Below are 19,133 nucleotides of genomic sequence, written 5' to 3' on the forward strand. Positions count from 1 at the left end.
GCCTTGCTTCTGCCTGGAAGGCGTAGGAGCGTGGCTTGTCCCGCGATCTGCCGGGAACCGGCAGCAACACCGGTGCATGCAATATGTCAGGCATAGCCGCGTCGTCTGGTTTTGCTACCGCTGCGCGGTAGATCGTCCGAGTGCGGCCCAGAGCAAGCGCGCTCCTACAGGAACTGCATCAGCCTGATATTTTTGTTTCTGCCGTTGCTTTTGACCTTCATACCGAGAACGTTTGGACGACACAATACGCGACTTGGGGGCAGGCTGAACGCAGGCGACGCGCAGTGGGCCGAGCGGCAGGGATGCCGCGAGAGCGCTGCCAGGACATGGATGTCCGTTCAGCGCGGGCCCACGGAGCGTCGCCGAAGTGAGGGAACCCGAGGAACGAGGGCCAAGCCAGGAGCAAATGGTTTTGGTTACTTTTCCCGAAAGAAAAGTGACCCGCCGGGAGGGCGCAAAGGTGAATTCGGGGCGCCCTAGAAAATGGATATACACCTAAACCCAGCGCCAGTGACGAATCCGCGTTACGCGAACAGTCAGATATTCACCCCATCCCAGCATCAACAACAGACCACCATAAGCGCGCTCGCGCCTACAGTAATAGGCCTGTAAACTCCCGCCATTGCTGTCTGGAGTAACTTATGCGCGAAGAGTTGAACCAAGGCCTGATCGATTTCCTCAAGGCTTCTCCCACCCCGTTTCACGCCACCGCAAGCTTGGTACAACGCCTCGAAGGCGCCGGCTATCAGCGCCTGGACGAACGGGAGCCATGGCACACCGAAGCCGGCGGCCGCTACTACGTCACCCGTAACGACTCCTCCATCGTCGCCTTCAAGCTCGGCCGCCTGTCGCCACTAATCGGCGGTATCCGCCTGGTTGGCGCGCACACTGACAGCCCGTGCCTGCGCGTCAAACCGCAGCCTGAACTGCAGCGTCAGGGTTTCTGGCAACTGGGCGTCGAAGTCTACGGTGGCGCTTTGCTCGCCCCGTGGTTCGACCGCGACCTGTCTCTGGCCGGCCGTGTCACGTTCCGCCGCGACGGCAAGGTCGAAAGCCAGCTGATCGACTTCAAGCTGCCGATCGCGATCATTCCGAACCTGGCGATCCACCTCAATCGCACCGCCAACGAAGGCTGGCCGATCAACCCGCAGAACGAACTGCCGCCGATCCTCGCGCAAGTCGCCGGCGACGAGCGTGCTGACTTCCGCGCGCTGCTGACCGACCAGCTCGCCCGTGAGCACGGCCTGAACGCCGACGTGGTGCTCGATTACGAGCTGAGTTTCTACGACACCCAAAGCGCCGCCGTCATCGGCCTCAATGGCGACTTCATCGCCGGGGCGCGACTGGACAACCTGCTGTCGTGCTTCGCCGGTCTGCAGGCGCTGCTCAATGCCGATGGCGACGAGACGTGCCTGCTGATCTGCACCGACCACGAAGAAGTCGGCTCCACCTCCGCCTGCGGCGCTGACGGCCCGATGCTGGAGCAAGTGCTGCAACGTCTGCTGCCTGAAGGCGACGACTATGTGCGCACGATCCAGAAGTCGCTGCTGATCTCTGCCGACAACGCCCACGGCGTGCACCCGAACTACGCGGAGAAGCATGACGGCAACCACGGCCCGAAACTCAACGCCGGCCCGGTGATCAAGGTCAACACCAACCAGCGCTACGCCACCAACAGCGAAACGGCCGGGTTTTTCCGTCATCTGTGCATGGCCGAAGAAGTGCCGGTGCAGAGCTTCGTGGTTCGCACCGACATGGCCTGCGGCTCGACCATCGGTCCGATCACGGCCGGTCACTTGGGCGTGCGCACGGTCGACATCGGCTTGCCGACCTTTGCCATGCACTCGATCCGCGAACTGGCAGGCAGCCAGGACCTGGCACACCTGGTGAAGGTACTCAGCGCGTTTTACGCCAGCGCCGAGCTGCCATAGAGGTTGATGACCCGGTGACCGCCCCCTTCCGCTCCCGCACCCTGTCACGTCTGCTGCTGATTGTGATGCTGACGCTGTTTCCCTTCGCGCTGACGCAGGCCGCAGGCCTGCCCAGCCTGCTGAGCGGTCAGAAAGCCCAGCCACAGGCACAGGTGCCGCTGGGTCAGTCACTGGACGAGGTGATTACCTCACTGGAGAACGACCAACAACGCAGCAAGCTGCTCGATGACCTGAAAAAACTCCGCGACGCCACCAGGAAAGCCCAGCCGACGGCCGAACAGGGCGTGCTGGGTCTGATCGGCGGCACGCTGTCGGGGTTCGAGAAACAGTTCACGGGCGAAGACAGCCCTCTCAGCCGATGGGGTGAAGAGGTGTCGCTGGCCGAGCAGGAACTGATGGACCTGATGCTGCCCGCCAACCAGTGGTGGCCGATCATCTTCGGCTTTGCCGTGGTCATTGCATTGTGGAGCCTGCTGGCCGCGGCGCTGATCTGGCTCAGCCACCGGGTGCGGGTACGCTTCGGCCTGTCGGAGGAACTGCCGCAACACCCTCGCCCGTCTGACATGCTGCGCTTTGCGCTGCGCAAACTCGGCCCCTGGTTGATCGCGCTGGTCATCACGGTTTACCTGAGTTACTCCTTGCCGCCGTCACTGGGTCGCGATCTGGCGATGGTGTTGGCTTACGCGCTGGTGGTCGGCACGCTGTTCTCGGCGATCTGCGTGATTGCGTTCTCGTTGCTCGACGGTCCGCACCGGCACCAGGCGCTGCATATCCTGCGCCATCAGGCCTTTCGTCCACTGTGGTGGATCGGCAGCTTCGCGGCCTTCGGCGAAGCGCTGAGTGATCCACGGCTGGTCGCCAGCCTTGGCGTGCATCTGGCGCATACCGCGGCCACCTTGGCCAACGTCATGGCAGCGGTCTCCACAGGGCTGTTCATCATCCGCTTCCGTCGCCCCATCGGGCACTTGATCCGCAATCAGCCACTGTCCCGTCGCCTCAAACGCCGGGCGCTGAGCGACACCATCGAGATTCTCGGCAGTTTCTGGTACCTGCCCGCGCTGGTGCTGGTAGGTGTCTCGCTGTTCGCCACCTTCTTTTCAGCGGGCGACACCAGCACTGCCCTGCGTCAATCGCTGATCTGCACCGTGCTGTTGGTGGTGTGCATGGTGCTCAATGGGTTGGTGCGTCGCCATTCGCAGAAACCCTCTCATGGCCACAAGCGTCATGCGCTCTATTCGGACCGCTTGAAGAGCTTCTTTTACACCGTGGTGCATCTGTTGGTCTGGCTGGTGTTCATCGAGTTGGGCCTGCGGGTCTGGGGCCTGTCGCTGATTCGTTTTTCCGAAGGCGACGGTCACGACATCAGTGTGCGCGTTGCGGGCCTTGCGACGACGCTGATGTTCGCCTGGCTGGTGTGGATTCTCGCCGACACCGCGATCCACCACGCGCTGACCCGCTCGCGCAAAGGCCTGGCGAACGCCCGCGCGCAGACCATGATGCCGTTGATCCGCAACGTGCTGTTCGTGACCATTTTCATCATTGCGGTGATCGTGGCGCTGGCCAACATGGGCATGAACGTCACGCCGTTGCTGGCGGGTGCCGGTGTCATCGGTCTGGCGATCGGCTTCGGCGCGCAGTCGCTGGTGGCCGACCTCATCACCGGCCTGTTCATCATCATCGAGGACTCGTTGGCGATTGACGATTACGTGGACGTGGGCGGACACCTGGGCACGGTCGAAGGGCTGACCATCCGCACGGTCCGGCTGCGGGACATCGACGGCATTGTCCACACCATCCCGTTCAGCGAGATCAAGAGCATCCAGAACTATTCGCGGGAGTTCGGCTACGCGATTTTCCGCATCGCCATTCCGTCGAACATGAACATCGACGACGCGCTGAAGATGATCCGCGACGTCGGCCAGAAGATGCGCACCGACCCGCTGCAACGCCGCAACATCTGGTCGCCGCTGGAGATTCAGGGTGTCGAAAGTTTCGAGTCGGGCAATGCCATCTTGCGGGCACGCTTCAAGACGGCGCCGATCAAGCAATGGGAAGTCTCCCGGGCGTTCAACCTGTCGCTCAAACGTTATCTGGATGAAGCCGGGATGGATCTGGCGACACCGCGTCTGAATGTGCAGGTCAGCACCAGCGGCGGCAGTGTCAGTGAGTTGCGCGGGAAGAAGGATGGCGCACCCGCTAACTGATCCATCACATAACCTGTGGGAGCGAGCTTGCTCGCGAAGGCGTCAAGTCAGTCAACATCACCTGAACCACCGCATTCATCCGAAATGCGGCCCATGCCCTCGTAACCGGCGACGTCTCCTGCAATGACTGCGGCGAGTCAGGCACTGATGATCAGGTCAGCAGGACGCGTCTCAAACGTCCGCCACCACCGCGCTCACATGAATCGCATCGTGCCGCCAATACTCCAGGTCGCAATCGATCAGCCTGCCGCGCTGATCGTGGTTGACCCTGGCAATGCGCAAGCCGGGGCTGCCGATCGAGACTTTCAATGCCGCCGCCGCGTCCATTGGCAGGGCCGTGGGCACCATTTCGAAACGCACTTGACCATAGCGAATGCCGTAGTGAGTGGCGTACAGCTCGGTAAGTGACTGGTTGAGGTCGAAATCCAGAATCTGCGGGAAATACTCGGGGTTCAGGTAATGCTCGACGTACAGCACCAGTCGCTCATCGATGCGCCGCGCACGGCAGATCTGGATCACGCTGGACAATGCCGGAAGCAGAAGCAATCCACAGATCGCCGCAGACGCCGGTTGAAGCCGAGCGGAAATCACCTGGGTCGCGGGCACACGGCCTTGCGCCTGTACCATCGCGTGGAAGTGGCTGCGGCGCATCAGGTCATAGGCCAGCCGGGGCGGCGAGATGAACCAGCCACGGCGCTCCTCGCGATAGATCAGCCCCTGAGCCTCCAGTTGCACCAGCGCCTCACGCAAGGTAATGCGCGTGGTGTCGAATACTTCACTAAGCTTGCGTTCAGCAGGCAGTTTGCTACCTGGCAGCAACAAACCATGCTCGATCTGCTCCTGCAGGGCATTACAGATGGTCGTCACCGCTCGTGGCACATCCTGGCGCATTGCGTTACCTATCTGGACTAGACCAGCGCTAAATGGGGGCAGGTTCCACAGCTTGATGGCCCGTTTCAGTGCTCTAGAGCCTAGGCAGCGTAGATGACTGTTACATGACAATCCAGCGCGATCCATGTCGAAAACCGGCCTGGAAAAACACATTAGGCGTTTTATATCAGTGAGTTGGCCATGGTCTACGCTTACCCCACAGCCATACCCTGTACTTGTGCTTACCCCAGCAAAAGTCGGTCCATACACGAAAGTGTCATGACACTGGCTTAACTTGGCTCAGGTATTGCTGATCTAGACCAATGCACCAGACATTCCAACCCGCAACGAGCATTTCACCGCCCTTTCAATAAAACGTCGTGAAGTGCACCAAAGGAGCTTCGAATGAAACACCTTTTGCTGGCATCACTCCTGGGTTCGGCCATCGCGCTGAGCACCTCGGCCATGGCCGCCGACTCCGTCAAAGATCTGGAAGCGGCCGCGAAAGCCGAAGGCGCGGTCAACAGCGTGGGCATGCCCGACGACTGGGCGAACTGGAAAGGCACCTGGACCGACCTCACCGCCAAGTACGGCCTGGTGCACATGGACACCGACATGAGTTCGGCGCAGGAAGTGGCCAAGTTCGATGCGGAAAAAGACAACGCCAGCGCTGACATCGGTGACGTGGGTGCCGCTTTCGGCCCCATCGCCGTGGCCAAGGGCGTGACCCAGCCTTACAAACCGACCACCTGGGATCAGGTCCCCGACTGGGCGAAGGACAAGGATGGTCACTGGGCACTGGCCTACACCGGCACCATCGCCTTCATCGTCAACAAGAAGCTGCTGCACGGCTCCGATGTGCCGAAATCCTGGGCTGACCTGAAGACCGGTAAATACAAAGTCACCATCGGCGACGTGAGTACCGCGGCGCAAGCGGCCAACGGCGTGCTGGCAGCGGCGATTGCGATGAAAGGTGACGAAACCAACATTGCTCCAGGCCTGCAGCTGTTTACCGAACTGGCCAAGCAGAAACGCCTGGGCATCAATAACCCGACCATCCAGACCATGGAAAAAGGCGAAGTGGAAGTCGGCGTGGTATGGGACTTCAACGGCCTGAGCTACAAGGCCAAGATGGCCAACCCGGACGATTACGTCGTGCTGATCCCGTCTGACGGCTCAGTGATTTCGGGTTACACCACCATCATCAACAAATACGCCAAACACCCGAACGCCGCCAAGCTGACACGCGAGTACATCTTCAGCGACGCTGGTCAGATCAACCTGGCCAACGGCAATGCCCGCCCGATCCGTGCCGAACACCTGAAGCTGCCGCCGGAAGTTCAGGCCAAACTGCTGCCTAACGAGCAGTACAAGAACGTGACGCCCATCAAAGACGCCGCGGCCTGGGAAAAAACCTCGAAAGCCCTGCCTCAGCAGTGGAACGAGCAAGTCATTGTAGAAATGCAGTAAACAAACTGCGCGCCCTTTTGTAGGAGCGCGCTTGGTCTGGGCCGCATCCGGACGATTGCGGTATGAATGTGACAGCCATTTTGACTGACACACCGCGATCGTCCGGATGCGGCCCAGACCAAGCGCGCTCCTACAGATTGTGCTGTCAACCTCGCGGAGAGGCCATGAAACACAATGTGATTCTGATCCTGCTGGACGGCCTGAGTTACAGCGTGGCGCAGCATGCAATGGGGCATTTGCTGGCGTATCGGAACGCAGGCCGCGCCGCGTTGTACAAGCTCGAATGCGAACTGCCGGCGCTTTCCCGACCGCTATACGAATGCATCCTGACGGGTGTCGCCCCCATCGACAGCGGCATTGTGCACAACCATGTTTCACGGCTGTCCAACCAGCGCAGCGTGTTTCACTACGCCGCCGCAGCGGGTCTGACCACGTCCGCCGCCGCTTATCACTGGGTCAGCGAGCTGTATAACCGCAGCCCGTTCATCGCCAGCCGCGACCGCCACATCGACGACGCCAACCTGCCGATCCAGCACGGTCATTTTTATTACGTCGATCACTACCCCGACTCTCACCTGTTCGACGATGCCGAGCATCTGCGAACGGCGCATCAGCCGAACTTCCTGTTCATCCACCCGATGAACATCGATGACGCCGGCCACAAACACGGCCTCGATACGCCGCAATACCGCAACAGCGCGCGCTCGGCCGACGTCATCCTCGCCGACTACCTGCAGCGCTGGCTGGACGCCGGGTATCAGGTGCTGGTCACCGCTGACCATGGCATGAACAACGACCGCTCGCACAACGGCACCCTGCCCGAGGAGCGTGAGGTGCCGCTGTTCGTGATCGGCGATGCCTTCAGCCTCGATCCCGGCGCGTCGCCCAGACAGACCGATATCTGCGGGACGGTTTGCGAGCTGCTCGGCGTGCCCCACGACAAACCTGTCTGCAGAGAGGTACTCAAGTGAATTCACAGAGTCGCGGCAAATGGCTGGGCCTGTTGTGTCTGGTGCCCTTTGCCCTGTTCTTCATCGCGTTCCAGATCGCGCCGCTGGCCTGGGTTGCCATCAACAGCCTGTATTCGGACGCGGGCTGGGGGGTGGACAACTTCATAAAAGCCTTCAACTCGCGTTTCTACCGACAGGCCATGCAGTACAGCCTGGAGATCAGTTTCTGGTCGAGCCTGATCGGTATCATCATCGCCATTCTCGGCAGTTATTCGTTGCGCAAGGTGCCGTCGCGGCTGCGTGACTTCGTCAGCGCTTTCGCCAACATGACCAGTAACTTCTCCGGCGTACCGCTGGCGTTCGCGTTCATCATCCTGCTGGGATTCAACGGCGCGCTGACGCTGATTCTGAAGCAGGCCGGCATCATCGATGACTTCAACCTGTACTCGAAAACCGGGCTGATCATCCTCTACACCTATTTTCAGATTCCGCTCGGCGTGCTGCTGCTTTACCCCGCGTTCGACGCACTGCGCGAAGACTGGCGCGAATCGGCTTCTCTGCTGGGCGCCAGCACCTGGGATTTCTGGCGGCACATCGGCGTCCCGGTGCTGACGCCCGCACTGCTCGGGACCTTCGTGATCCTGCTGGCCAACGCCCTGGGTGCTTACGCGACCGTGTACGCGCTGACCACCGGCAACTTCAACGTGCTGCCGATCCGCATTGCCGCCATGGTCGCAGGCGATATCACCCTGGACCCGAACATGGCCAGTGCCCTGGCGATGATTCTGGTCGGCATGATGACCCTGGTGACCATCGTTCATCAGTGGCTGTTGAAGAGGAGCTACCATGTCTCGCGTTGAACGTGGCCCGGCCGGGCTCTACCACCGCGTGGTGGTGTACATCCTGTTTCTGATCCTGCTCGCGCCGCTGCTGGGCACCTTTGTCTACTCGATCGCGACCAGTTGGTCGGCGACTATTTTGCCCGCAGGCTTCACCTACAAATGGTACGTGGCGCTGTGGAGCGACCCACGCTTCTTGATGGCGTTCGCTCAGTCGCTGCTGGTGTGTGTCGGCGCACTGATTCTGTCAGTGGTGCTGATCCTGCCGCTGTTGTTCGTGGTGCATTACCACTTTCCGAAACTCGACGCGCTGATGAACATCCTGATCCTGCTGCCCTTCGCCGTGCCGCCGGTGGTGTCGTCGGTCGGACTGTTGCAGCTCTACGGTTCTGGGCCTCTGGCGATGGTCGGCACACCGTGGATCCTGATCGGTTGCTACTTCACCATCGCCCTGCCCTTCATGTATCGAGCGATCACCAACAACCTGCAGGCGATCAACCTGGTCGACCTGATGGACGCCGCTCAGTTGCTCGGCGCCAGCACCTTTCAGGCGGCGTTTCTGGTGGTGCTGCCCAATCTGCGCAAGGGTCTGATGATTGCGCTGCTGTTGTCGTTCTCCTTCCTGTTCGGTGAGTTCGTGTTCGCCAACCTGCTGGTCGGCACGCGCTACGAAACGCTGCAGGTGTACCTGAACAACATGCGCAACAGCAGCGGCCACTTCAACAGCGCGTTGGTGATCTCTTATTTCTTCTTCGTATTGCTGCTGACCTGGGCGGCCAATCGACTCAACAAGGACAAAGACTGATATGAGCTTCGTCAGTGTCGAAAACCTGCAAAAGAACTACGCCAGCACAGCCGTTTTCAGCGACATCAACTGCGTGATCAACAAAGGCGAGTTCGTGACCCTGCTCGGCCCGTCCGGCTGCGGTAAATCCACCCTCTTGCGCTGCATCGCCGGGCTGACCTCGGTCACCAGCGGCAGGATCTTTCTCGATGGCAAGAACATCGTGCCGGTGTCGCCACAGAAGCGCGGGATCGGGATGGTGTTCCAGAGCTATGCGCTGTTCCCCAACATGAACGTGGAGCAGAACGTTGCCTTTGGTTTGCGCATGCAGAAGGTCAGCGCCGGTGAAACGAAACAGCGTGTGGCTGAGGTGCTGAAGCTGGTGGAACTGACCGAGCTTGCCAAACGTTATCCCCATCAGATGTCAGGTGGTCAGTGCCAACGTGTGGCGCTGGCGCGTTCGCTGGTCACGCGCCCCCGCCTGTTGCTGCTTGACGAGCCGCTGTCGGCACTCGACGCGCGCATCCGCAAACACCTGCGCGAACAGATCCGCGCGATTCAGCAGGAACTGGGCCTGACCACGATTTTCGTGACCCACGATCAGGAAGAAGCGCTGACCATGTCCGACCGGATCTTCCTGATGAACCAGGGCCGGATCGTGCAGAGCGGAGATGCCGAAACGCTGTACACCGCACCGGTCGATGCGTTCGCCGCAGGCTTCATCGGTAACTACAACCTGCTCGAACCCGACGCCGCCAGCCGCCTGATGCAGCGCCCGATCAACAGCCGCGTGGCGATCCGGCCGGAAGCGATTCAATTGAGCCTCACCGGCTCGCTGGAAGGCGAAGTGCGCAGCCACAGCCTGCTGGGCAATGTGATCCGTTACCGTGTCGAAGCACGTGGCGTGGAACTGGTGGTCGATGTGCTCAACCGCTCGGCCAGCGACTTGCACCCGAACGGTCAGCGCGTCACCCTGAACATCGAAGCGTCGGCACTCTGCGAAGTGGCGTGAATCCAGCGTTGCACGACCTTTGTCGACGACCGCGATCCTGTAGGAGCGTGGGTTGTCCCGCGATCGGCGGGGAACCCGCCGTAAACCTGACAAGCGGCTAGCGCTGAAAGACCGTGTCCGTCGGGATGTGCTGCCGGTTCCCGGCAGATCGCGGGACAAGCCACGCTCCTACAAGTGATTGCGTAAGTATCAAAAAAGAGGACAGCGGTAATGGCTTTAGCAATTTTCGACCTGGACGAAACCCTGATTCACGGCGACTGCGCCAGTCTCTGGAGCGAGCAGATGGGCCGGCTGGGCTGGGTCGATCCCGAGTCGTTCATGAAAAAAGACCATGAACTGATGGAGGCCTACAGCAAGGGCGATCTGGCGATGGAAGACTACATGGCGTTCAGCCTCGAACCCATGATCGGTCGTACGCCTGAAGAAGTGGATTTTCTGGTCGGGCCCTGGGTCGAGGACGTCATCGAACCGATCATCTTCAGCGACGCCACCAAAGCCATCGCCGAACACCGCGCTGCCGGTGACCGTATCCTGATCATCTCGGCCTCCGGTGTGCACCTGGTCAAAGCCATTGCCGAGCGCATCGGTGTCGACGAAGTACTCGCCATCGATCTGGACATCGCTCACGGTGTCTACACCGGCGAGACCAAGGGTGTGCTGACCTACCGCGAAGGCAAGATCACCCGCTTGATGGAATGGCTGGATCAGGAAGGTGAAAACCTCGAAGGCGCCAGTTTCTATTCAGACTCACGCAATGATTTGCCGCTGCTGCAGAAGGTCGATTTCCCTCACGTGGTGAATCCGGATCCGGTACTGCTTGAAGCGGCCAAACAGGCAGGCTGGCCGATTCACAGCTGGAAGTGAGTGGATAAACAAAGCCCCTCACGGATGAGGGGCCTTCGGGGAGACGATGACGCGACTTACCAGCTGTAGCGCACACCGAGATTGGCGCCCAGCGGCTGCTCGATGTTTTCGCCGTTGGCGTAGTCGAAATCCGCATGCACCTGCAGGTTCTCCGAGAACGCCACGGCAACCCCCGCACCCAACTCGGCTCGCGATCCCGAGAGGTCATTGTTGAAAGTGTTGTCGTTGACCGCCACCCGGTTGTTCTTGGCGAACTCGTGAGCAGCCGCCACCTTGACGTAAGGCTGCACCACACTGCCGTTGTCCAGCGTAAAATTGCGCCCCGCCGTCACACCGGCCTTGCCCAGCAATGAGCGGGAGCGGTCACCATCGGCCTGCATGTCGTTATCGAGGGTGAAGCTCTTGCCCTGAATCACGACAGCGGACAGTTGAGTGAAGGGTTCTACAAAGTAGCCGTCCTCGAGCTTGATGTGACGTCCGAACTCCAGCGAAGCGCCGGCACCCGAGTTATCGTAGTTGCCCTTGGCGCGGGTACCGTCGCTCATGCTGACCTTCGCATCGTTGCGAAAACGGTTGAATTTGAGTACGCCGTCAAAGTAATAACCGCTGTCTTGATCCAGCCAGGTGGTGTATACACCCGCGTAGTAGCTTTTGACAGAACCGGACGTGCCACGGTTGAGGTCAAGGCTGGAATTGCTCTGACCCGCCAGTACACCCACCAGCCACTGACCGTCGCCGACCGGCAATGGCGCGTCCGCACCCAGCGAGAAGCCATATTGGGTCTGTTTGTAGCCCAGACCGGATGACTGGCTCACGTCGTACTTGTTGCCATAGGTGCGCATCCAGACGCCGGTATCGCCCTTATTGAGCCGCAACTCGCCCATTCGGCTGCGCAGCGAGGTGAGTTCGCCATACCAGACGGTGGGGGCGGTATTGAACAACGCCAGTGCAGAGGCGGTACCGGGACTGATGGTTTTAGTCGTTGGGTCGAGGAACCAGTCGGTGCCACCCGAGCCGTTGGCCACCGAGGCCAGGTCATAGGAAAACGTCCCCACGTCCACCGCACGCCCACCGGCCAGTGCAAACGTGGCATCGCCTGCGGCGGTCTGGACGACCGTCAGTTGCTGTGGCGACACCGGGTCCACTCCGGAGCCGGCAATCAACAAGGTATGGCTGCCCGTCGCCGTGCCGGTCACGTTCAATGTGTCGTGCTGATTGGTCGCGAAATCAACGTCCATGATGAACGTGCCATTGCCTGACAGATTCGCCACGTTCAGTTGGTAGAACTGATCGGCGCCTCCGAACTTGACGGCACCACCACTCATCGCCAGGGCACCGACGGTGTTGGACGCCACCATGTTCCAGGTGGATTGATCGCCAATGGCAACGTTTTCGACATTGATCAGGTTGCCGGTGAACGTCGCCTGATTTTGCAGCGACAAGGCGCCCTGGCTCGTACCATCGACCACGATGTCGCCGGTCAGGGAGCCTTGATCGACGGCCAGATTGACGGTGCTGTTTTCGGTGACCTGCACATCGCCAACGATAGCGCTATTCTGAACCCGAACATTGGCGGTGCCCGAATCAATCACTTCCAGCACATTGCCATTGCTGCCGGTCAGTGTAGTGCCATTGAGCAGGTTGAGGTTGACCTCCACCGGCTCTCCCCTGCCATCCAGAAGAATCGCCGCACCGCTTTGCCCCTCGACATGAGTACCATCCAGGTTGGTCGTGCCAACTCGGGTGGTGGTCCCGGTGCCGCGAAAAACGATGCCGTTGCGGCCACCGGCGATGATGCTGTTGCGCAGGGTCATGTCTGACCCGAACGCGAGCACGCCATAACTGGTTGCACCTGTCCCGGTCACCTGAGTGCCATCCATGTCCAGGGAGCTCTGCTCAGAAAGCGTGATCCCGCCCAGGCTGCCGCTGACAGTCCCGCCGAGGATGCTGAAGCGACTGCCAATACTGGTGGTGGCGTTCTGAGAGCCACTGATTCCGACACCGTTGGCATTACTGACGTTGGAGTTGCTGATTGCAACTGAACTGCCCGTCATCGCAAGACCAAACGTCTGTCCGGGGGCGGCAACAACGTTTGAGTCGCTGATGGTGACCACAGAGCCTTCGCCCAGACTGATTGCCTGCGTAGTGCTTCCCGGGTTGAGCGTGACCGTAGCGGCTGCCGCTGAAGCTCTAATGGAGAGGGTTTGAGCACCGTTGACGGTCAGGGTGGAGCCTGCAAGGAGGGACCAGCTGTCCACGGCATCGCCCGGATTGACCACGGCTGAGTCGCCAGGGTTGACAACCGCCGCGTTGGCGGCGCTAACGCACATGGTCAGTGATAGAAAACGTGAGGGTTTGAATATCCTTGATACACAGACAAGTGATCCACTCATCGCAACGCTCCATGGCATTAAAGGAAAATCCCACGGTACTGCTGATGCCGCCGAAGGAAAGGGCCGTGAAGACTACTCACGCTCGGCGCACAACTCTGTAGGACGTTTCCTTTTTTTATGAGCGTAGCTTCCTACAATGAGGGAGAAATACCATTCGTCCGAGTGGCCCGTCAGGCGGAGCACGGAATAAAGAAGACCGCCTGATGGCGGTCTTCTTTTGGCTGGGCAGCGCCCTTATCTGCACGTTCTCCTCGCACCGAACTGCATCTGATGCTCGGCCTCGCGAGTGTTTATCGGACATATACCGGCCGCATCCCACGCCGCTGCCCGAATGAACGCCTCTCCAGAGAGTGGAGGGGTCGTATCCGAGACGTAGGTCAACCGAACCGAACCGCTCTTGTCTACGGGCAAGATGTAGACTGCAAAAGGGCCTACGTTAAATTCAAAACCGTCAACGACTTCAGTGGACGTCACCATTCTGTCCCACGTCTGTGGCGGTCCAGCCTCGTCTCCAGGCAATCCATCACGCTTGTCGTAGCACTGCCAGGTAAAACTCAGTGTTTCCCCACCTTTCAGATGGGGGCTGTTGCCGGGAATGAAGACGGCGACCTCTTGATCGGGCCCGATGAAGGAAGAGCAGTTGAGTATCGGGTCACCCGGGAGGGTGCTGCCTGCGTCGGGAAACTCTGGTTCAGCCAGTTGCACGGTCACCGCCGCCGACACATCCACCAAGGTGGGTTCGCACATTTCCTTGTTACCCTCACCCGACTCCAGATCCACCGTGTAGAAGACCGGCAACGGCACGGCGCTGGGATGCGCCTCAATGTCAGCCCAGGGCACGGTGAACACGTAATCCGTGTTTTCCGAACCTGGGGTTGGCAGGTGCCGCGCCACGGATTTATCAGTCGAGTTCCAATACAGCTTCATCCGTTCGCCTGGGCCGATCGGGTCGTACAGTTTGACCGATACCGCGGCGTCCAGCCCTATATCATCCGCCGTCAACACGTTGTCCGGAGAAGTCCCGCTCCCACCCTTCACCGTCACCGGCGGCAACTGCTTATTGATGGGGTCGGGCCGGTCCGGATTGACAGGGCCGGGTACGAAAAGGTTCACGTTGATGGTTTCAGAAGGAGCAGGGAACATCCTGTTTCCGCGTTGAACGACATAAGATACGGTCGTTGGTTTAACGCCCGTGTCGTTGCCGTAGTCTGCCTCAATGAAGCTATAGGGGACCTGGATCACGATGGGGTCACCAGGTATGGGCCCCAACAGATGGCTAATGGGTTGCGCGCCGCCCCACGTCAGGATCACGGTGTCTTTGGACTGCCAGTCGTCATAACGTTTGATGTGCACCGGAATCGAAAGAGCCCGCAGTGCCGGGGGCAGGATCGACCGGATATCCTCAAGGTCCAGCAACCCGTCACTCGCCAATGGCACCACCGGTTTATCCAGCCCCGTGGGCAGCGGTTTGATCAATAGACTTGTTTCGGTGAGGTCAGACTCAGGGCCTTTATTGCCGGCCTTATCGAACAACCGATATTTGAAGTCAATCTTGCCATCGGTCAGCGCATTAAACGCATCGCTGCGAATCGTTACTGGATTACCTGTCAATTCTGCGTCATATACAGGGTTGACCGCCTCCTCTTCGGCCGTATACGCATAGACCCAGATGCGATCTCCGTTTTTCGTGTCGGAATAGGGAGGGATCGTCACCTTCAATCCGCCATTGGCCTGAAGATAATCATCGGTAATACCGTCAGTTCCGACGATCGCGTCAACAAACGCCAAAGGATTGGGGCTCATGTTGTCATTGGGGGGCGTTTTATCAATGATGAATCGCGCGGTTAACGACGTATTGGTGATACCTAAGTAGGTTTGCACTCGATAACGCAGCAGAAATCTGCCTTCGTCTTTGAAGATGTCGCGGGTCAGGCTAATGCGGATGGGAAATACACCAGGATCTTGACCACCTATAACTGTTTCCTCCTGAAAGACCTTCCAGTCCTCGGTCGACTCCAGGCACCATTCGAAATACAACATGTCGTACTCATCGGTGTAGGTCGAATACCCTGGCCAGATGTTGATCATGACCTCCATATCCTCTTCCTGCTGGGCTCGTGGCACCAGCCCGGCGAACTCAAGATCACCCAACCACCAATCCGGAATGGTCGGTGCAGCCAAATCAGCGTTTCTCCGGCGACCGGCCTTTCTGATGTAATTCGCGACGGCCCTTGCAATGCTGTTTCTTTTCGAAACCTTCGTGTTCATGCGCAAACGCTCCTTGATATGGGTCACGACGAGGTGATTCGACCAACTGAACACCTTTGATCCGCAACGCTGGCTGACAGGTCATCACCGAGCCCCTTACCAAGGACCGACCAACCTGACGGGCGGGCAGGTGCTTATTGAGCGTCGAATTAACGAACGTGCCTACTATCAGAACTGATAGGCAGCGCAGACTGCGAACCCGCAGGACTGCGGGCTACGAGAAGGGGAGGACAAGAAAATGAGGATGTTTGACAGGCCTGCGTCACTGACCGGTCTACCGACCATGACGCAGGCTGCCCAACAATTAGCTCAGCGCCGGATCGATCACCAACACCACTTTGCCTGACACCTGATTGGTCGCCAGCTCGGCATAGGCCGCTTCTGCTTCAAGTATCGGGAAGCTGCGCGCCAGTTGCGGCTTGAGCCGTCCTTCGGTGAACAGCGGCCAGACATGCTGACCCAGATCCAGAAGCAGGTCTGCCTTGAACTGATCGTCGCGACTGCGCAGGGTCGAGCCCAGGATCTGGATGCGTTTGCCCAGTACTTGCGCGAAATCCAGTTCGGCCTTGCGCCCGCCCATCAAACCGATCAAGACCAGACGCCCGTCAGTGCCCAGCACTTTCAGATTAAGCGCGGCGTAATTGGCGCCCACCGGATCGAGAATGACGTTGAACGGGGCGAAATCGTTCAAGCCGTCCAGTCCCTCACCACGAATCACACCGCCCTGCGCGCCGAGTGCCTCGCAGTACGCCAGCCGCTCCGCCGAGCCAACGCTGACCCAGCACGGGTTGCCAAACGCCTTGCACAGCTGAATGGCGGCTGAACCAACGCCACTTGCGCCGGCGTGCAGCAATACTTTTTCCCCGGGCGTGAGACCCGCCAATTGAAAGAGGTTCAGCCAGGCCGTGGCATAGACTTCCGGAATGCCGGCTGCTTCGTGCAATGACATACCCGCTGGTACGGGTAAAACATGCCGCGCGTCGACCACCACTTCTTCAGCCATCGCACCGCCCGCAACCAGCGCACAGACGCGGTCTCCGACCGCCCAGGACGTGCCGGAACCGACTTCGGCGATGACGCCGGAACACTCCATACCAAGGATTTCCGTGACGCCCGGCGGTGGCGGATAAAGCCCCGCGCGTTGCAGCAGATCGGCGCGATTAAGCCCCGCCGCAGCGACCTTGATGCGAACTTGCCCCACATCGAGCGTCGGCGACGGCTGCTCAACCCATTCCACGTGACCTTCAACGCCTTGCAATGCTTTCACGGTGCCTCCATAGTGAGTCTTGACTGAGCCAGCGCGCCGAAATGCGACTTGGCTTTCTTGCATTATGCGACCGACTCCGTGCTCATTTGTTGCGGAACCGGCGATCTTATAGACGGCCTAATATGCGTTATCAATTGTCCCCGCGTCGAATCAGCATGAAGCATCTTTTACCCAGCACCACCCTCGCATTACTCATCGGTCTGACCGTTCTACCGATGTCGGCCACTACGTTCGCCGCCAACAGCTGGGACAATCTTCAGCCTGATCGCGACGAGGTCATCGCCAGTCTTAATGTCGTGGAGCTGCTTAAACGCCACCACTACAGCAAGCCGCCGCTGGACGATAAGCGCTCGGAAATCATCTATCAGAGCTATCTGAAACTGCTGGACCCCTCGCGCAGCTATTTTCTGGCCAGTGACATCGCCGAATTCGACAAATGGCGGTATCAGTTCGACGACTTCCTCAAAAGCGGCGACCTGAACCCGGGATTCACTATCTACAAGCGCTATCTGGACCGCATCAAGTCGCGTCTGGATTTCGCGCTGGCGCAACTGAGCAAAGGCGTCGACAAGATCGATCTGACCACCAACGAAACCTTGCTGGTCGATCGCAAGGACGCGCCTTGGCCCAAAAGCGAAGCCGAGCTGGATGACCTGTGGCGCAAGCGCGTCAAGGACGAGGTTCTGCGCCTGAAGATCGCGGGCAAAGACCCGGCAAAGATTCAGGAAACCCTGACCAAGCGCTACAAGAACCAGCTGGCGCGTCTGGGTCAGACCCGCAGCGAGGACATCTTCCAGGCGTACCTGAACACCTTTGCGATGTCCTACGATCCGCACACCAACTACCTGTCACCTGACAGCGCGGAGAACTTCGACATCAATATGAGTCTGTCGCTGGAGGGCATCGGTGCCGTCCTGCAAAGCGACAACGACAACGTCAAGATCGTGCGCCTGGTTCCTGCCGGCCCTGCCGCCAAGACCAAACAGGTTGCGCCCGCCGACAAGATCATCGGCGTTGCCCAGGGCGACAAAGAGATGGTCGACGTGATCGGCTGGCGTCTGGACGAAGTGGTCAAGCTGATCCGCGGTCCGAAAGGCTCGGTGGTGCGTCTGGAAATCATCCCGGCGAGCAACGCGCCGAACGATCAGACCACCAAGATCGTATCGATCACGCGTGAAGCGGTGAAGCTGGAAGAGCAAGCAGCGAAGAAGTCGATCCTGCACCTGAACCAGGACGGCAAGGACTACAAGCTGGGCGTGATCGAAATCCCGGCTTTCTACCTGGACTTCAAGGCGTATCGCGCGGGTGATCCCGAGTACAAGAGCACCACACGCGATGTGAAGAAACTGCTGACTGAATTGCAGTCGGAGAAAGTCGACGGCGTGGTCATTGACCTGCGCAACAACGGCGGCGGTTCATTGCAGGAAGCGACCGAGCTGACCAGCCTGTTCATCGACAAAGGCCCTACCGTGCTGGTGCGTAACGCAGACGGTAAGGTCGATGTGCTGGAAGACGAAAACAGCGGCGCGTTCTACAAAGGCCCGATGGCGCTTCTGGTCAACCGCTTGTCCGCCTCGGCCTCGGAGATTTTCGCCGGTGCCATGCAGGACTATCACCGCGCGCTGATCATCGGCGGTCAGACCTTCGGTAAAGGCACCGTACAGACCATCCAGCCGTTGAACCACGGCGAACTCAAACTGACACTGGCCAAGTTCTACCGGGTGTCCGGTCAGAGCACCCAGAATCAGGGCGTGCTGCCGGACATCGCGTATCCGTCGATCATCGACACCAAGGAGATCGGCGAAAGCGCGCTGCCTGAAGCCATGGCCTACGACACCATCAAGCCCGCAATCAAGCCGGCGGTGGATCCGTTCAAACCGTTCCTGGCCCAGTTGCAATCGCGCCACGATGTCCGTTCGGCCAAAGACGCCGAGTTCGTGTTCGTGGAACAGAAGCTGGCGCTGGCCAAGAAACTGATGAGCGAAAAAACCGTCAGCCTCAACGAAGCCGAGCGTCGCCGCGAGCATGCCGATGTCGAGAGCAAGCAACTGGCGATGGAAAACACCCTTCGCAAGGCCAAGGGCGAAGAGCCGCTCAAAGAGCTGAAGAAAGAAGACGAAGACGCCTTGCCGGCGGAAGATGACAAGACGAAACCCGAGGATGACGCCTACCTGGCAGAAACCGGGCGCATTCTTATCGACTACCTCGGCCTGAGTGGTTCAGTGGCAAAGAAGTGACTCAGTGAGCACTGAGTCGTGAAACATGATGAGGTGATGGCAAA

General features: G+C 59.5%; 13 protein-coding genes. 9 read left to right on the plus strand and 4 right to left on the minus strand.

The genetic code is table 11. The features are described from left to right. Positions 1 to 641 precede the first annotated feature (641 nt). Together BMY73_RS21190 and BMY73_RS21195 are read left to right on the plus strand one after the other, a co-directional pair. Positions 642 to 1,931, plus strand: a complete 1,290-nt coding sequence (locus BMY73_RS21190; RefSeq protein ID WP_092409506.1) for a M18 family aminopeptidase — start codon at positions 642 to 644, stop codon at positions 1,929 to 1,931. 65 nt (positions 1,932 to 1,996) lie between these two features. Continuing rightward, positions 1,997 to 4,135 (plus strand): mechanosensitive ion channel family protein, encoded by a 2,139-nt coding sequence (locus BMY73_RS21195; RefSeq protein WP_062390392.1) that lies wholly within the window; start codon positions 1,997 to 1,999, stop codon positions 4,133 to 4,135. Between the two features lie 171 nt (positions 4,136 to 4,306). Here BMY73_RS21195 and BMY73_RS21200 read toward each other — a convergent pair whose 3' ends face one another. Continuing rightward, positions 4,307 to 5,026, minus strand: a complete 720-nt coding sequence (locus BMY73_RS21200) for a UTRA domain-containing protein (protein WP_092409508.1) — start codon at positions 5,024 to 5,026, stop codon at positions 4,307 to 4,309. Between the two features lie 384 nt (positions 5,027 to 5,410). On the opposite strand from BMY73_RS21200, the gene BMY73_RS21205 reads away from it, so the two are divergent. The 6 genes from BMY73_RS21205 to BMY73_RS21230 all read left to right on the plus strand — a co-directional run bounded on the left by BMY73_RS21205 (position 5,411) and on the right by BMY73_RS21230 (position 10,924). Beyond that, complete coding sequence (locus BMY73_RS21205; protein ID WP_092409510.1) at positions 5,411 to 6,475, plus strand: ABC transporter substrate-binding protein; 1,065 nt, start codon at positions 5,411 to 5,413, stop codon at positions 6,473 to 6,475. A 164-nt stretch (positions 6,476 to 6,639) separates the two neighbouring features. Beyond that, on the plus strand, positions 6,640 to 7,446 hold the full coding sequence (locus BMY73_RS21210; protein ID WP_092409512.1) for an alkaline phosphatase family protein: 807 nt from the start codon (positions 6,640 to 6,642) through the stop codon (positions 7,444 to 7,446). Then, positions 7,443 to 8,285 carry an ABC transporter permease gene (locus BMY73_RS21215; RefSeq protein WP_062390356.1) on the plus strand — a complete coding sequence of 281 codons (843 nt, stop codon included), beginning with the start codon at positions 7,443 to 7,445 and terminating at the stop codon, positions 8,283 to 8,285. Before BMY73_RS21210 ends, BMY73_RS21215 begins: the two co-directional genes overlap by 4 nt. Then, positions 8,272 to 9,069, plus strand: a complete 798-nt coding sequence (locus tag BMY73_RS21220; protein WP_062390359.1) for an ABC transporter permease — start codon at positions 8,272 to 8,274, stop codon at positions 9,067 to 9,069. Before BMY73_RS21215 ends, BMY73_RS21220 begins: the two co-directional genes overlap by 14 nt. 1 nt (position 9,070) lies before the next feature. Further along, positions 9,071 to 10,060 (plus strand): ABC transporter ATP-binding protein, encoded by a 990-nt coding sequence (locus BMY73_RS21225; protein WP_062390360.1) that lies wholly within the window; start codon positions 9,071 to 9,073, stop codon positions 10,058 to 10,060. A 210-nt stretch (positions 10,061 to 10,270) separates the two neighbouring features. Further along, positions 10,271 to 10,924 (plus strand): HAD family hydrolase, encoded by a 654-nt coding sequence (locus BMY73_RS21230; protein ID WP_092409514.1) that lies wholly within the window; start codon positions 10,271 to 10,273, stop codon positions 10,922 to 10,924. Positions 10,925 to 10,980: 56 nt separating this feature from the next. On the opposite strand, the gene BMY73_RS21235 is transcribed toward BMY73_RS21230, so the two are convergent. The 3 genes from BMY73_RS21235 to BMY73_RS21245 form a co-directional block, all read right to left on the minus strand. Further along, positions 10,981 to 13,317: an autotransporter outer membrane beta-barrel domain-containing protein gene (locus BMY73_RS21235; RefSeq protein WP_238591822.1), complete on the minus strand. Its 2,337-nt coding sequence runs from the start codon at positions 13,315 to 13,317 to the stop codon at positions 10,981 to 10,983. Positions 13,318 to 13,551: 234 nt separating this feature from the next. Beyond that, complete coding sequence (locus BMY73_RS21240) at positions 13,552 to 15,585, minus strand: hypothetical protein (protein WP_092409516.1); 2,034 nt, start codon at positions 15,583 to 15,585, stop codon at positions 13,552 to 13,554. A 304-nt stretch (positions 15,586 to 15,889) separates the two neighbouring features. After that, positions 15,890 to 16,852 (minus strand): zinc-binding dehydrogenase, encoded by a 963-nt coding sequence (locus BMY73_RS21245; RefSeq protein ID WP_062390396.1) that lies wholly within the window; start codon positions 16,850 to 16,852, stop codon positions 15,890 to 15,892. Between the two features lie 155 nt (positions 16,853 to 17,007). Here BMY73_RS21245 and BMY73_RS21250 point away from each other — a divergent pair, with 155 nt between their 5' ends. Further along, entirely contained in the window at positions 17,008 to 19,089 is a 2,082-nt protein-coding gene (locus BMY73_RS21250) for a carboxy terminal-processing peptidase (RefSeq protein WP_175500225.1), read from the plus strand. Positions 19,090 to 19,133: the final 44 nt, after the last annotated feature.

This window comes from Pseudomonas sp. NFACC02 (assembly GCF_900110765.1).
Taxonomy (GTDB): domain Bacteria; phylum Pseudomonadota; class Gammaproteobacteria; order Pseudomonadales; family Pseudomonadaceae; genus Aquipseudomonas.

Coding starts and splice junctions, on each gene's coding strand:
- BMY73_RS21190 (WP_092409506.1), top strand. CDS start 642: ATGCGCGAAGAGTTGAACCAAGGCCTGATCGATTTCCTCAAGGCTTCT.
- BMY73_RS21195 (WP_062390392.1), top strand. CDS start 1,997: ATGCTGACGCTGTTTCCCTTCGCGCTGACGCAGGCCGCAGGCCTGCCC.
- BMY73_RS21200 (WP_092409508.1), bottom strand. CDS start 5,026: ATGCGCCAGGATGTGCCACGAGCGGTGACGACCATCTGTAATGCCCTG.
- BMY73_RS21205 (WP_092409510.1), top strand. CDS start 5,411: ATGAAACACCTTTTGCTGGCATCACTCCTGGGTTCGGCCATCGCGCTG.
- BMY73_RS21210 (WP_092409512.1), top strand. CDS start 6,640: ATGAAACACAATGTGATTCTGATCCTGCTGGACGGCCTGAGTTACAGC.
- BMY73_RS21220 (WP_062390359.1), top strand. CDS start 8,272: ATGTCTCGCGTTGAACGTGGCCCGGCCGGGCTCTACCACCGCGTGGTG.
- BMY73_RS21225 (WP_062390360.1), top strand. CDS start 9,071: ATGAGCTTCGTCAGTGTCGAAAACCTGCAAAAGAACTACGCCAGCACA.
- BMY73_RS21230 (WP_092409514.1), top strand. CDS start 10,271: ATGGCTTTAGCAATTTTCGACCTGGACGAAACCCTGATTCACGGCGAC.
- BMY73_RS21235 (WP_238591822.1), bottom strand. CDS start 13,317: ATGAGTGGATCACTTGTCTGTGTATCAAGGATATTCAAACCCTCACGT.
- BMY73_RS21240 (WP_092409516.1), bottom strand. CDS start 15,585: ATGAACACGAAGGTTTCGAAAAGAAACAGCATTGCAAGGGCCGTCGCG.
- BMY73_RS21250 (WP_175500225.1), top strand. CDS start 17,008: ATGAAGCATCTTTTACCCAGCACCACCCTCGCATTACTCATCGGTCTG.